Genomic DNA, 12,705 nt, shown 5'->3' on the forward strand with positions numbered 1-12,705 from the left:
ACGCGGCCTCGTAGCAACAACCGTCCTTGTGGGAGCTGGCTTGCCAGCGAGTTTTTATGGCCCCAACAGCTCGCTGGCAAGCCAGCTCCCACAGGCTACGTCCCGATGCCACGTCGATCCTTCAACTACCCGCCGGCGGCAGGCGGAAATCGGCGCGCGCGTCGACGTAGCGCAACGCCGACTTGCTGTCCTTCCAGCCCACGTAACTCATCAGCGACTTCTGGTCCCAGCCGCTCTGGCTGGCCCAGTTGGCGAAGCCGCGGCGCAGGGAGTGGCTGCTGTAGGCCTCGCCGTCCAGCCCGGCGCCCATCAGCGCCTCGCGCAGCAGGTGCATCACACTGTAAGGGTGCAAGGCGCGGTCGCCCAGCCGGCCCCAGCGGTCGATGCCGCGAAACACCGGGCCGTGGGCAATGCCGGCGGTTTCCAGCCAGTCGCAGTAGGCGTCCACCGGGCACAGGCGTTCCAGGGCCGGCACGCTGTAGGTAATGCCACGGTTGTCGCGGTCGCCCTTGCTCCACGGCAGGAACAGCTGCAGCCCCTCGCCGCGCCGTGCGTGGATGAATTGCACGTCCAGCCGGCACAGCTCTTCGCTGCGGAACGCGCGCCAGAAGCCCACCAGGATCAACGCCTTGTCGCGCCGGCAGCGCAGCAGGCGCTTGGCGTCGGTGGCGGCCAGCGCGTCCTTGATCTGCCCGTCCAGCCAACGCACGCAGCGCTCAAGGCCCAGCAGTTGCAAGGGCTCGGCCTGCTTTTCCTGCTGCGGGTGCAGGGTGCGGATGCCCTTCATCACCTGCTTCACCTGGGGGCTCTTGGTCGGGTCGGGGAAGCCCTGGCTGCTGTGCCACTGGGCCAGGGCGGCCAGGCGCAGGCGCAAGGTGTTGAGCGACAGCTTGCCGGCGAAGGCGGCCAGGTAACGGGCGATGGCGTCACTGGTGGCGGGCAGGAAGCCGCCCCAGGTCACCTCGAAATGCTCGATGGCCGACTGGTAGCTGCGCCGGGTGTTCTCGCGGGTGCCGGCGGCGATGTAGCGGTCTACCTCGGAAACCATGGGGTGCCTGTGAGCAAAGCGGGCCTGCAGTATACCGTAGCCGCCATGGCGGACGTGAATATGCAACTATGTAATATCTAAAAAGCTTTAGATTCCTTAAATTAATAATTACCTTAGAACAAAATCGAATTTCACAGCGCCACATCCTACCTTTATGTTCTTCATCAACGACCGACCCCACGCCAGGCGGAGGCCCTTGATAACGCTCCATTCATAAGGGAAGCACCCATGAGCATCGAGTTCATCGGCTACATTGGCGGTCACCACAGCTCCGAAATCCACCCGGCCAGCGGCCCGGTCCTGCAGGCCGACTACATCGAGACAGTCGCCCGCGCCCACGAGGAAGCCGGCTTCGACCGCGCCCTGGTGGCGTTCCACTCCAACAGCCCCGACAGCACACTGATTGCCAGCCACGCCGCCAGCGTGACCAAAAAGCTGCAATTTCTCATTGCCCACCGCCCCGGCTTCGCCGCCCCTACCCTCGCCGCCCGCCAGTTCGCCACCCTCGACGTGCTCAACGGTGGCCGCACCGCCGTGCACATCATCACCGGCGGTGACGACAAGGAGCTGCGCGCCGACGGCAGCTTCATCGGCAAGGACGAGCGCTACGCGCGCACCGACGAATACCTGACCGTGCTGCGCCAGGAATGGAGCGCCGATCAACCGTTCGACTTCAAGGGTGACTACTATGAATTCGAAGGCGCGCATTCGGCGGTGAAAACCGCGCAGCCGATCCCGCTGTACTTCGGTGGCTCTTCCAAAGCCGCCATCGAAGTGGCCGGCAAGCACGCCGACGTCTACGCCCTGTGGGGCGAAACTTACGAACAGGTGAAGGAAGTGGTGACCCAGGTGCGTGCCGAAGCCGCCAAGCACGGCCGCACCGTGCGCTTCAGCCTGTCGCTGCGGCCCATCCTGGCCGACACCGAAGAGAAGGCCTGGGCCCGCGCCGAGAGCATCCTGGCCAAGGCCACCGCCCTGGCCGAGCAGCGCGGCTTCGTGCGCCGCGAGCCGCCCAACGAAGGCTCGCGCCGCCTGCTGGCCGCCGCCGCCAAGGGCTCGCGCCTGGACAAGCGCCTGTGGACCGGCATCGCCGGCCTGCTGGGCGCCCAGGGTAACTCGACCTCGCTGGTGGGCACCCCGGAACAGGTGGCCGAAGCCCTGCTGGACTACTACGACCTGGGCATCACCACCTTCCTGATCCGTGGCTTCGACCCGCTGGAAGACGCCATCGACTACGGCAAGAAGCTGATCCCGCTGACCCGCCAGCTGGTGGCCCAACGTCAGGCCCGCGTTGCCTGAAAAACCGCCTGAAACAAGGAGTGAAGATGTCCCAGGTTCGTCACCCCGAACGCCTGCGCGCCTTTATCGGCGCCCTGGCCGAGCTGCTCGACAGCGACCCGCGCGAAGGCGACAAGCTGCACCGCGGCGGCCAACTGCTGCAGCAACTGGTGAGCTTCGACGACTGGCTGCCCGAGGAATACGCGCAGCCATCGCCGGAACGCTACCAACAGTTCCTGCTGCACGCCGATTCGCGCCAGCGCTTCTCGGTGGTCAGCTTCGTCTGGGGCCCGGGCCAGCGCACGCCGATTCATGACCACCGCGTATGGGGCCTGATCGGCATGCTGCGCGGCGCCGAAGACTCGCAGAACTACCGGCGCACCGACAGCGGCGCGCTGGTGCCCGACGGCGCGCCTATCCGCCTGCAGCCCGGCGACGTCGAGCCGCTGTCGCCGCGCAGTGGCGACATCCACCAGGTCAGCAACGCGTTTGCCGACCAGGTGTCCATCAGCATTCACGTGTACGGCGCCAACATCGGCGCCGTGCACCGGGCGGTGTACCAGCCCGACGGCACTGAAAAGCTGTTCATCTCCGGCTATTCGAACACCACGCTACCCAACATCTGGGACCTTTCCAAAGAGAACCACAGCCTATGAGCCACCCCCTGACTCGTTCCTTCGCCGACATTCGCCACGCCCTGCTGCAACGCCAGGAAGTGGCGCTGGTGGACGTGCGTGAAGAGGCGCCGTTTGCCCAGGCGCACCCGCTGTTCGCGGCCAATATCCCGCTGTCGAAACTGGAGGTGGAGGTCTACCCGCGCATTCCCCGGCTGGACACCGCCATCACCGTCTACGACGACGGCGAAGGCCTGGCGCAACGGGCCGTGGAACGCCTGGCGCAGCTGGGCTACAGCGACGTGGCGCTGCTGGAAGGCGGCCTGCAGGGCTGGCGCGACGCCGGCGGCGAGCTGTTCATCGACGTCAACGTGCCCAGCAAGGCCTTTGGCGAGCTGGTGGAGCACCAGCGCCACACGCCGTCGCTGGCCGCCGAAGAGGTCAAGGCACTGCTCGACCGCCAGGCCGACGTGGTGGTGCTGGACGCCCGGCGCTTCGACGAATACCAGACCATGAGCATTCCCACCGGCATCAGCGTGCCAGGCGCCGAACTGGTGCTGCGTGCCCGTGAACTGGCGCCGGACCCGGCCACCCGCATCATCGTCAACTGCGCCGGCCGCACGCGCAGCATCATCGGCACCCAGTCGCTGGTCAACGCCGGCCTGCCCAACCCGATCTCGGCCCTGCGCAACGGCACCATCGGCTGGCTGCTGGCCGGGCAAACCCTGGACCACGGCCAGGCGCGCCAGTTCGCCGCCACCAGCGAAGCCACCCGCCAGCTGGCCAGCGCCGACGCCCGCCGCGTGGCCGACCAGGCCGGGGTCAAGCGCGCCTCGCTCAAAGCCTGGCAGCAATGGCAGGCCGAGGCCGGCCGCACCCACTACCTGTTCGACGTGCGCACGCCCCAGGAATTCGAGGCCGGGCACCTGCCTGGCGCCCGCTCTACCCCCGGCGGCCAGCTGGTGCAGGAAACCGACCACTACGCCAGCGTGCGCGGTGCGCGCCTGGTGCTGGTGGACGACGACGGCGTGCGCGCCAACATGAGCGCCTCGTGGCTGGCCCAGCTGGGCTGGGACGTGCACGTGCTGGACGGCGTCGAGGCCAGCGCCTTCACCGAACGCGGTGCCTGGAAGCCGGCCATCCCGGCGGTGCCTTCCTATGAGGTGATCAGCCCGGACACCCTGGCCGACTGGCTGACCCAGGGCGACACCCAGCTGCTGGACTTCACCACCAGCGCCAACCATGTGAAGCAGCACATCCCCGGCGCCTGGTGGGCCCTGCGTGCAGATCTCGCCAACGTGCTGAAGAAGCTCCCGGCCGCCGAGCGCTACGTGCTCACCTGCGGCAGCAGCCTGCTGGCACGTTTTGCCGTCAGCCAGGTGCAGGCGCTGACCGGCAAGCCGGTGTTCGTGCTGCGCGACGGCACCGCCAGCTGGCTGGCGGCGGGCCTGCCCACCGAGAGCGGCGACAGCCACCTGGCCTCGCCGCGCATCGACCGCTACCGCCGCCCATACGAAGGCACCGACGCCCCGCGCGAAGCCATGCAGGCGTACCTGGACTGGGAGTTCGGCCTGGTCGAGCAACTGGCCCGCGACGGCACCCACGGCTTCCACGTGATCTGAAAACCCCTGCAAATAAATGTGGGAGCTGGCTTGCCAGCGAGCTTTTCGGCCTCAACAGCTCGCTGGCAAGCCAGCTCCCACACTGGCGGCCGCTGCTACACGCCCTATGGAGCACCTACATGCCCTTGCCTCGCCTGCTGTCCACCGCCCTGCTATGCCTGGCCGCCACCCTGGCCCACGGCGCCGACCTGCAACCGCTGAAGGTCGCCAACCAGAAGTCCACCATCAAGGCGCTGCTGCAAGTGTCCGGTGAGCTTGAACACGTCCCCTACACCATCGACTTTTCCGAATTCCCGGCCGCCGCCCCCTTGGGCGAGGCGCTGAACGCCGGCGCCGTTGACGTCGGCGCCCTGGGCGATGCGCCCTATGTGTTCGCCCTGGGCGCCGGCGCGCCGCTGAAAGTGGTGAGCATCACCCACATGAACGGCCGCTACACCACCGCCCTGCTGGTGCCCAAGGACTCGCCCATCCAGCAGGTGGGCGACCTCAAGGGCAAGCGCATCGTCACCACCAAGGGCTCCATCGGCCACCTGCTGGTGATCAAGGCCTTGCACGAAGCGGGGCTTAAAACCAGCGACGTGACCTTCGCCTTCCTGCTGCCCAGCGAATCGCGGGTGGTGCTGGAAAACGGCAGCGTCGACGCCTGGTCCACCTGGGAGCCGTACACCACCGTGGCCACCGCCAGCGGCCAGGAGCGGGTGCTGGTCAGCGGCGCCACGCTGCTCACCAACCACCTGTACCTGGCGGCCACCAGCCAGGCCATCGCCGACAAGCGCGTGCAGCTGCAGGACTTCGTCGCCCGCGTCGACCGTGCCTGGCAGTGGGCCAACGGCCACCCGCGTGAATACGCCGCCGCCATGGCCAAGGTCACCGGCCTGCCGCTGGAGATCCAGCTGGCCGCCGCGCAGAACACCCACATGGAACGCGTGCCCATCGACGCCCAGGTCATCAAGGGCCTGCAGCAGACCGCCGACCTCTACCGCAGCGAAGGCATTCTCACCAAAGCGGTTGACGTGTCCCACGGCTTCGACCCCAGTTTCAACGCCAGCACCCCCCTCGCCGCCAGCGCCCAGTGATTGATCAAAGGAGTATGACCATGACCCAGCAACGCCAACTCAAACTCGGAGCCATGATCCACGGCGTCGGCCACGGCTGGGGCGAATGGCGCCACCCCAAGGCGCTGCCCAACGCCAGCACCAGCCTGGCCTTCTACAAGCAGCAGGCGCAGCTGGCGGAAGGGGCCAAGTTCGACTTCGCCTTTATCGCTGACAGCCTGCACATTCACGAAAAGTCCAGCCCGCATTACCTCAACCGCTTCGAGCCGTTGACCATTCTTTCGGCGCTGGCGGCCACCACCGAGCACATCGGCCTGGTGGCCACCGTCACCGTCAGCTACACCGAACCGTTCCAGGTGGCGCGCCAGTTCGCCTCCCTGGACCTGCTCAGCGGCGGCCGCGCCGGCTGGAACGTGGTGACCTCGTGGCTGAGCGGCACCGCCGACAACTTCGGCAAGCCCGAGCACCCGGCCCACGCAACCCGCTACCGCATCGCTCGCGAGCACGTGGACGTGGTCAAGGGCCTGTGGGACAGCTGGGAAGACGACGCCTTCACCTACGACAAGCAGACCGGCCAGTTCTTCGACCCGGCCAAGTTGCACACCCTGGGCCACAAGGGCGAGTTCTTCGCGGTCAAGGGCCCGCTGAACATCGCCCGCTCGCCCCAGGGCCAGCCGCCGATCTTCCAGGCTGGCACCTCGGAAGACGGCCGCCACTTCGCCGCCGGCAACGCCGACGCGATCTTCGTCCACGGCGAGAATTTCGAACAGGCCAGCGCCTACTACCAGGACCTCAAGCGCCGCGCTGCCGAGGCCGGCCGCGACCCGCACAAACTGGCCATCCTGCCTGGCATCCGTCCCATCGTCGGCCGTGACGAGGCCGAGGTGGAAAGCCGCTACCAGCAGGCCGTGGACCTGGTCAGCATCGAGGACGCCATCGTCGCCCTCGGCCGGCCGTTCAACGACCATGACTTCAGCCAATACCCGCTGGACGCGCCCTTCCCCGACGTCGGCCACCTGGGCGCCAACAGCCACAAAGGCAGCAGCGAGCGCATCATCGAACTGGCGCGCGAGAACGACTGGACGCTGCGCGAGGTGGCGCTGTATTTCTCGCGGCCCAAGCGTGACTTCGTCGGCACGCCTGCGCAGGTCGCCGACCACATCGAGCACTGGTTCAAGGCGGGCGCCGCCGATGGTTTCATCATCAACTCGGTGCTGCCGGACGGCCTGCAGTACTTCACCGAACTGGTGGTGCCGGTGCTGGTGCAGCGCGGCCTGTTCCGCAGCGCCTACACCGGCAGCACCCTGCGCGAGCACCTGGGCCTGGCCGTGCCAGCCAACCGCAACGCCGCGCCGGCCGCCGCCAGGGCGCCTGCCGAGGAAGAACTGGCATGAGCGAATTCAGCTACCGCACCCTGCTGCCGACGCTGACCGCGCAACTGGCCGCCAGCGCCGAGCTGCACGACCGCACCGGGCAGTTCCCGGCAGCCAACTTCGCCCTGCTGCACCGCCACGGCCTGCTGGGCTACACCGTGCCCACGGCCTACGGCGGTGGCGGCGCCACCCTGGCCCAGGCGCGCGAGGTGATCGCCGCCGTGGCCCGGGGCGAGCCGTCCACGGCGCTGATCCTGGTGATGCAGTACCTGCAGCACGCGCGGCTGCCGTTCAGCAGCTGGCCCGAGGCGCTGCGCCAACGGGTCAGCGAGGACGCGGTGCGCAACGGCGCGTTGATCAACGCCCTGCGCGTGGAGCCCGACCTGGGCACCCCGGCGCGCGGCGGCCTGCCGGCGACCATCGCCCGGCGCACGCCGGAAGGCTGGCGCCTGAGCGGCACCAAGATCTATTCCACCGGCAGCCACGGCCTGAGCTGGTACAGCGTGTGGGCGCGCAGCGACGACGCCGACCCGCTGGTGGGCGCCTGGCTGGTGCACCGCGACACCCCGGGCATCGCCATCGTCGACACCTGGGACCACCTGGGCATGCGCGCCACCTGCAGCCATGAGATCAGCTTCGATGACGTGCTGGTGCCGCTGGACCACGCCGTCAGCGTCAGCCCGGCCAGCGCCCCGGCGGCTGAACTGGACGCCCAGGGCCTGCTGTGGATGGCGGTGCTGTTGTCTGCCGTGTACGACGGCGTGGCGCAGTCGGCCCGCGACTGGCTGGTGCAGTGGCTCACCGAGCGCACGCCGTCCAACCTCGGCGCGCCGCTGTCGAGCCTGCCGCGCTTCCAGGAGACCGTCGGCCAGATCGACACCCTGCTGTTCAACAACCGCAGCCTGCTGGACGCCGCCGCCCAGGGCCTGACCGCGCCGCAGCACGCGGCGCAGATCAAGTACCTGGTCACCGACAACGCCATCCGCGCGGTGGAGCTGGCCATCCAGGCCTCGGGCAACCCCGGCCTGTCGCGCCACAACCCGCTGCAACGGCATTACCGCGACGTGCTCTGCAGCCGCGTGCATACGCCGCAGAACGACGCCATTTTCACCGGCGTCGGCAAGGCCGCCTTCGCCGCGTTAAGCACAGGAGTCACGCCATGAGCGACCTGGTCATCGCCAGCCAGCTGGACGCGCCGTTCAACCAGGCCCTGCGTGCGCGCCTGGCCACCACCCACCCCGGCGTGAAGGTGATAGAGGTGCCGGTGGGCGTGCCCAGCGACCTGCCGCCCGAGGCGCGCATTCTCATGGGCCGGCCCATCAACGTGCGCGGCTACCAGGCCCCGGACACCCCGCCGCCGGGCTGGCCCTACGGCCTGCGCTGGATTCAGCTGGCGTCCTCGGGCATCGATTTCTACCCGGCGTGGCTGTTCGACGGCCTGCCGGTGACCACCGCGCGCGGCAGTGCCAGCGACCCGATTGCCGAGTTCGCCTTGGCGGCGATCTTCGCCTGCAACAAGCACCTGCCCGACATTTGGGTGAACAACGCCGACTGGCAGTTCACCGCCCTGACGCCGGTGAAGGGCCAGACCTTGGGTATTCTTGGTTTCGGCTCCATTGGCACGGCGCTGGCGCACAAGGCCCAGGCCCTGGGCCTGCGGGTGGTTGCCCTGCGCCAGAGCGACGCGCCGCTGGGCGTGGCTGGCGTGGAGACGGCGCGTGACATTCACCACCTGTTCGCCGAATCAGATCATTTGGTCGTGGCCGCGCCGCTGACGCCGGACACCCGCCACCTGATCAACGCCGAAGTGCTGGCCAGCGCCAAGCCGGGGTTGCACCTGATCAACATCGCCCGTGGCGGATTGCTGGACCAGGACGCGCTGCTGCACGCCCTGGACCATGGGCCGCTGGGCTTCGCCACCCTGGACGTCACCGAGCCCGAACCGCTGCCCGACGGCCACCGCCTGTACAGCCACCCCAAGGTGCGCCTGTCGCCGCACACCTCGGCCATCTCCACCCGCGGCGCCGAGGCGATTGCCGATATCCTGCTGGATAACCTCGACCGTTTCCTCACCGAACAGCCCCTGCACAACCTGGCTGACCGCGTACGCGGGTATTGACCAACACCGCGTTGCCTGCGGACGCGGCCTGCGGCCGCTGCTACGAGAAGCCCCGTAGCAGCGGCCAAAGGCCGCGTCCAAGCCCCACCCAAATCCCCCGTAGCAGCTGCCGAAGTCTGCGTCCCAGGGCCCACACGAAAATGGCGGAAGGCAGCCGGAGTCGAACCTGCCCGGGAACGGCTGCCGTCCCCAACCGGGTTTGAAGCCCGGCCGCGCCACCGGGCGCGATTGCCTTCCTGTAAAGGGTTCAGCCGTCCTGCGCCAAGGGGTTTTCCAGGCGCAGGCGGCGGTGTTCGCCCAGCCTGCGGGTCAGGCCGATGCGGTCGAAGAATTCCAGCACCTGGATGCTGCGCTTGCGGCCCAGGCCCACCCGGTCACGAAACGCGGTGACCTGGATATCCGGCCCCAGCCCGTGCAGTTGCCTCAGCATAGCCGCCATTTGCCGCAACGTAGCGTCGGGGTAAAACAGATCCTTGACCACCTGGTGCACCTGCCCAAGCCTCGCCAGCTTGCGCAGCAGCAGGCGCACGCTAGCGTCGTCGTGACCGCTGGCGCTGGCCAGCTCGCGCACCCAGGGCGGGTCCAGGCCGCCCGCCTCCAGCAACGGCTGCAGGTGCTGCCACAAGGCATCGTCCCCAGCGTTCAATTGCGGCTGGTGGCCGGGCAGGTGCAGCCACGGCCCGCTGGCCAGCAGCGCCCCTTCACCCAGCAATTCCTCCAGCAGGCTGATGTACGCCGGGCGCTCCACCGGCAAGGCGGCGAAGCGCCGTAGCCGGTCACGGTCGGGGCCCATCTGGTCGGCTTCCAGCTCATGAAAGCGCTCGAGGTGTGCCAGCAGCGCCACCTTCAGCGACTGCCAGCGCTGTTCGTTGAACAGCAACGGCCCCTGCCGCGTGGCCACCACCCGCACGCCGGGCGGCAGCCGCCAGGTCTCGCGCGGGCGGTTGAACTGGCGTTCCAGGCGCTGCGGGTCGAGGCCGCTGCCATTGTGGGCCAGCAGCATCGGCAAGGCGCCTTCAAGGCTGGTGGCGCTGGCCAGCACCTGCAACTGCGCCAGCCTTGCCGGGCTGCGGCGCTGGCGTGACGGCGCGAACGGGTCCAGCACGCGGCCGCCGCCCAGGGTGCGCTGGGCGCTCTGGTCGCGCAGCACCAGGCGGTCGCCGCGCACCGCCTGCATGGGTGCATTCACCAGCAGCTGCGCGAGCATGCTGGCGCCGGGGGCCAGGCTGCTGCCCTCCAGCAGTGCCACCCGCGCGGTGACGTCCTGGGTGCCCAGGTGCACATGCACCGGGCTGAAATGCTCGAAGGGCCTGGCTTCGCTGGCCAGCAGTTGCAGTTCGATGTCGATGCGCTGGCTGGGCGCGAACAACCATTCGGGCACCAGCCAGTCGCCGCGGTGGATGTGCGCCAGGGCTAGGCGCTCGCCGGCAAGGTTCAGTGCCACCCGTTGCCCGGCCAGGGCCTGGCTGGCGGCCTGGTTCTGGGCGTGCAGGCCGCGCACTTTCACCGGGCGGCCTTCGGCCCCCAGCAGCAGCGCGTCGCCCACTTGCACCTGGCCGGCGATGGCCGTGCCGGTCACCACGATGCCGGCGCCCGGCACCGTGAACGCGCGGTCGATGGCCAGGCGAAAGCCGCCGCTGTCGCGGGCCTGGCGCATTTCGCGCTGCATCATCACCAGGGTCTTGAGCAGCGTGTCGATGCCGGCGCCGGTGACGCTGGACACGGGAATGCGCCGCGCCGCCGCGTAGGGCCCGTCGGCCAGCAGCCGGTCGACCTGGGCCTGCACTTCGCGCACGCGCTCCGGCGGCACCCGGTCGCACTTGGTGATGGCCACCAGCGCCTGGGGAATGCCCAGCAGCTGGACGATGGCCAGGTGTTCCAGGGTCTGCGGCATGATGCCGTCGTCGGCGGCCACCACCAGCAGCACCAGGTCGATGCCCTGGGCGCCGGCGAGCATGTTGTGGACGAAGCGCTCGTGGCCGGGCACGTCGATGAAGCCGGTCAGCGGGGCGTCACGTTCCAGCGCCGCGTACTGGTAGCCCAGGTCGATGGTGATGCCGCGCTCGCGCTCCTCGCGGCGGCGGTCGCCGGCCTGCCCGGTGAGCGCCGCCAGCAGCGCGGTCTTGCCGTGGTCGATGTGGCCGGCGGTGCCAATGATCACGGTGCGGCCCACCCGGGCAACTGCGCCAGGAACGCCGGTTCATCGTCCAACTGGCGCACGTCCAGCCACAAGGCGTCGTCGTCCAGGCGCCCCAGCACCGGAATCGGCAGGCCGCGCAGGCGCGCCTCCAGGCCAAGCAACTGGCGCCCGCGCAGGCGCTTGGACACCTGCGGGCGCAGGCACAGCGCCGCGCCGGGCAAGCGCGCCACCGGCTGGCTGCCGCTGCCGATCATGCCCAGCGCCGGTTCGGCGGCCACCGTCCAGCCCTCCCCCAGCACCTGCGCCACGGCAGGGCGCAGGCGCTCGGCCTGGGCCTGCAGTTGCTGCGGTGGGCGGGTCAGCAGGCACAGGCTGGGCAGGCGTTCGGCCAGGCGGTCGGGGTCGCGGTACAGGCCCAGCACCGCTTCCAGCGCCGCCAGGGTCAGCTTGTCGACCCGCAGCGCGCGCTTGAGCGGGTTCTTCTTGATCTTCGCGATCAGGTCCTTGCGGCCCACGATCAGCCCCGCCTGCGGGCCGCCCAGCAGCTTGTCGCCGCTGAAGGTGACAATGTCGGCGCCGTCGGCCAGGGCCTGGCGCACCGTGGGCTCGGCGGGCAGGCCCCAGCGCGTCAGGTCCAGCAGGCTGCCGCTCCCCAAGTCCTCCAGTAGCGGCAGGCCGTGCTGGTGGGCCAGCTGCGCCAGCTCGGCGGTGGGCACCTGGGCGGTAAAGCCCTGGATGCTGTAGTTGCTGCTGTGCACGCGCATCACCAGGCCGCTGCGCGGGTTGATGGCGGCCTCATAGTCGCGGGCGTGGGTGCGGTTGGTGGTGCCCACCTCGTGCAGCTTCACCCCGGCGCGGGCCATGATGTCGGGGATGCGGAAGGCGCCGCCAATCTCGATCAGCTCGCCGCGCGAGATAATCCCTTCCTTGCGCGCGCCCAGGCTGTTGAGGGCCAGCAGCACGGCGGCGGCGTTGTTGTTGACCACCGTCACGGCCTCGGCGCCGGTCAGTTCGCGAATCAGGCCCTCGATCAGGTCGTCACGGTCGCCACGCTTGCCGGTGGCCAGGTCGAATTCCAGGTTCAACGGGTAGCGGGCCGCGGCCAGCACCGCCTCGACCGCCACCTCGGGCAACAGCGCCCGCCCCAGGTTGGTGTGCAGCACCGTGCCGGTGAGGTTGAACACCCGGCGCACGCGGCTCTGGTGCTGCACGTGCAGCCGCTCGCTGACGCGGCCCAGCAGCACCTCGGCTGACAGCTCCGCGCTGTGCGAAGCCTCGCCCTGGCGCAGGTCATCGAGCAGCCCACGCAACGCTTCAAGGGTGGCCGGGCGGCCATAGCGGTTGAGCAAAGGCAGGCAGGCAGCGTGGCGCAACAGGCTGTCGACCGAGGGCAGGCGCGGGGGCATCAGGGGGCTCCGGTGTGAATACCCCCACAGCGTAGCCGCTGAACCTCGAA

The 12,705-nt window shown here is 69.1% G+C and carries 10 protein-coding genes and 1 tRNA gene; 7 read left to right on the forward strand and 4 right to left on the reverse strand.

The features are described from left to right. Window positions 1–121: 121 nt before the first annotated feature. Complete coding sequence (locus AC0J42_RS15235; RefSeq protein ID WP_473002269.1) at window positions 122–1,048, reverse strand: site-specific integrase; 927 nt, start codon at window positions 1,046–1,048, stop codon at window positions 122–124. A gap of 228 nt (window positions 1,049–1,276) precedes the next feature. On the opposite strand from AC0J42_RS15235, the gene AC0J42_RS15240 reads away from it, so the two are divergent. From AC0J42_RS15240 to AC0J42_RS15270, 7 genes are all read left to right on the forward strand, one after another. After that, entirely contained in the window at window positions 1,277–2,347 is a 1,071-nt protein-coding gene (locus AC0J42_RS15240) for an LLM class flavin-dependent oxidoreductase (RefSeq protein WP_416424414.1), read from the forward strand. Window positions 2,348–2,373: 26 nt separating this feature from the next. After that, the gene (locus AC0J42_RS15245) at window positions 2,374–2,982 is read left to right on the forward strand and encodes a cysteine dioxygenase family protein (RefSeq protein WP_473002270.1); all 609 of its coding nucleotides are present in this window, start codon (window positions 2,374–2,376) and stop codon (window positions 2,980–2,982) included. Next, window positions 2,979–4,562: a rhodanese-related sulfurtransferase gene (locus AC0J42_RS15250; RefSeq protein WP_473002271.1), complete on the forward strand. Its 1,584-nt coding sequence runs from the start codon at window positions 2,979–2,981 to the stop codon at window positions 4,560–4,562. Before AC0J42_RS15245 ends, AC0J42_RS15250 begins: the two co-directional genes overlap by 4 nt. Before the next feature lie 119 nt (window positions 4,563–4,681). Continuing rightward, a complete protein-coding gene (locus AC0J42_RS15255; RefSeq protein WP_473002272.1) occupies window positions 4,682–5,638 on the forward strand; it encodes an ABC transporter substrate-binding protein in 957 nt (318 codons plus the stop codon). 20 nt (window positions 5,639–5,658) lie between these two features. Beyond that, window positions 5,659–7,011, forward strand: a complete 1,353-nt coding sequence (locus tag AC0J42_RS15260; RefSeq protein ID WP_473002273.1) for an LLM class flavin-dependent oxidoreductase — start codon at window positions 5,659–5,661, stop codon at window positions 7,009–7,011. After that, a complete protein-coding gene (locus tag AC0J42_RS15265) occupies window positions 7,008–8,153 on the forward strand; it encodes an acyl-CoA dehydrogenase family protein (RefSeq protein ID WP_473002274.1) in 1,146 nt (381 codons plus the stop codon). Before AC0J42_RS15260 ends, AC0J42_RS15265 begins: the two co-directional genes overlap by 4 nt. Continuing rightward, window positions 8,150–9,109 (forward strand): D-isomer specific 2-hydroxyacid dehydrogenase family protein, encoded by a 960-nt coding sequence (locus tag AC0J42_RS15270; protein ID WP_473002275.1) that lies wholly within the window; start codon window positions 8,150–8,152, stop codon window positions 9,107–9,109. Before AC0J42_RS15265 ends, AC0J42_RS15270 begins: the two co-directional genes overlap by 4 nt. A gap of 141 nt (window positions 9,110–9,250) precedes the next feature. Here AC0J42_RS15270 and AC0J42_RS15275 read toward each other — a convergent pair. The 3 genes from AC0J42_RS15275 to selA form a co-directional block, all read right to left on the reverse strand. Continuing rightward, a tRNA-Sec gene (locus tag AC0J42_RS15275) sits at window positions 9,251–9,346 on the reverse strand. Window positions 9,347–9,356: 10 nt separating this feature from the next. Then, the gene (gene selB, locus AC0J42_RS15280; protein ID WP_473002276.1) at window positions 9,357–11,270 is read right to left on the reverse strand and encodes a selenocysteine-specific translation elongation factor; all 1,914 of its coding nucleotides are present in this window, start codon (window positions 11,268–11,270) and stop codon (window positions 9,357–9,359) included. Beyond that, window positions 11,267–12,655 (reverse strand): L-seryl-tRNA(Sec) selenium transferase, encoded by a 1,389-nt coding sequence (gene selA / locus AC0J42_RS15285; protein ID WP_473002277.1) that lies wholly within the window; start codon window positions 12,653–12,655, stop codon window positions 11,267–11,269. The genes selB and selA overlap by 4 nt, the downstream gene beginning before the upstream one ends. Between the last annotated feature and the right edge of the window lie 50 nt (window positions 12,656–12,705).

The organism is Pseudomonas sp. Tav-5-1A, assembly GCF_055755055.1.

Excerpts from the sequence above, each read along its gene's own strand:
- AC0J42_RS15235 (WP_473002269.1), bottom strand. The coding sequence starts at position 1,048 with ATGGTTTCCGAGGTAGACCGCTACATCGCCGCCGGCACCCGCGAGAAC.
- selA (WP_473002277.1), bottom strand. The coding sequence starts at position 12,655 with ATGCCCCCGCGCCTGCCCTCGGTCGACAGCCTGTTGCGCCACGCTGCC.
- AC0J42_RS15250 (WP_473002271.1), top strand. The coding sequence starts at position 2,979 with ATGAGCCACCCCCTGACTCGTTCCTTCGCCGACATTCGCCACGCCCTG.
- AC0J42_RS15240 (WP_416424414.1), top strand. The coding sequence starts at position 1,277 with ATGAGCATCGAGTTCATCGGCTACATTGGCGGTCACCACAGCTCCGAA.
- AC0J42_RS15265 (WP_473002274.1), top strand. The coding sequence starts at position 7,008 with ATGAGCGAATTCAGCTACCGCACCCTGCTGCCGACGCTGACCGCGCAA.
- AC0J42_RS15260 (WP_473002273.1), top strand. The coding sequence starts at position 5,659 with ATGACCCAGCAACGCCAACTCAAACTCGGAGCCATGATCCACGGCGTC.
- AC0J42_RS15255 (WP_473002272.1), top strand. The coding sequence starts at position 4,682 with ATGCCCTTGCCTCGCCTGCTGTCCACCGCCCTGCTATGCCTGGCCGCC.
- AC0J42_RS15245 (WP_473002270.1), top strand. The coding sequence starts at position 2,374 with ATGTCCCAGGTTCGTCACCCCGAACGCCTGCGCGCCTTTATCGGCGCC.
- AC0J42_RS15270 (WP_473002275.1), top strand. The coding sequence starts at position 8,150 with ATGAGCGACCTGGTCATCGCCAGCCAGCTGGACGCGCCGTTCAACCAG.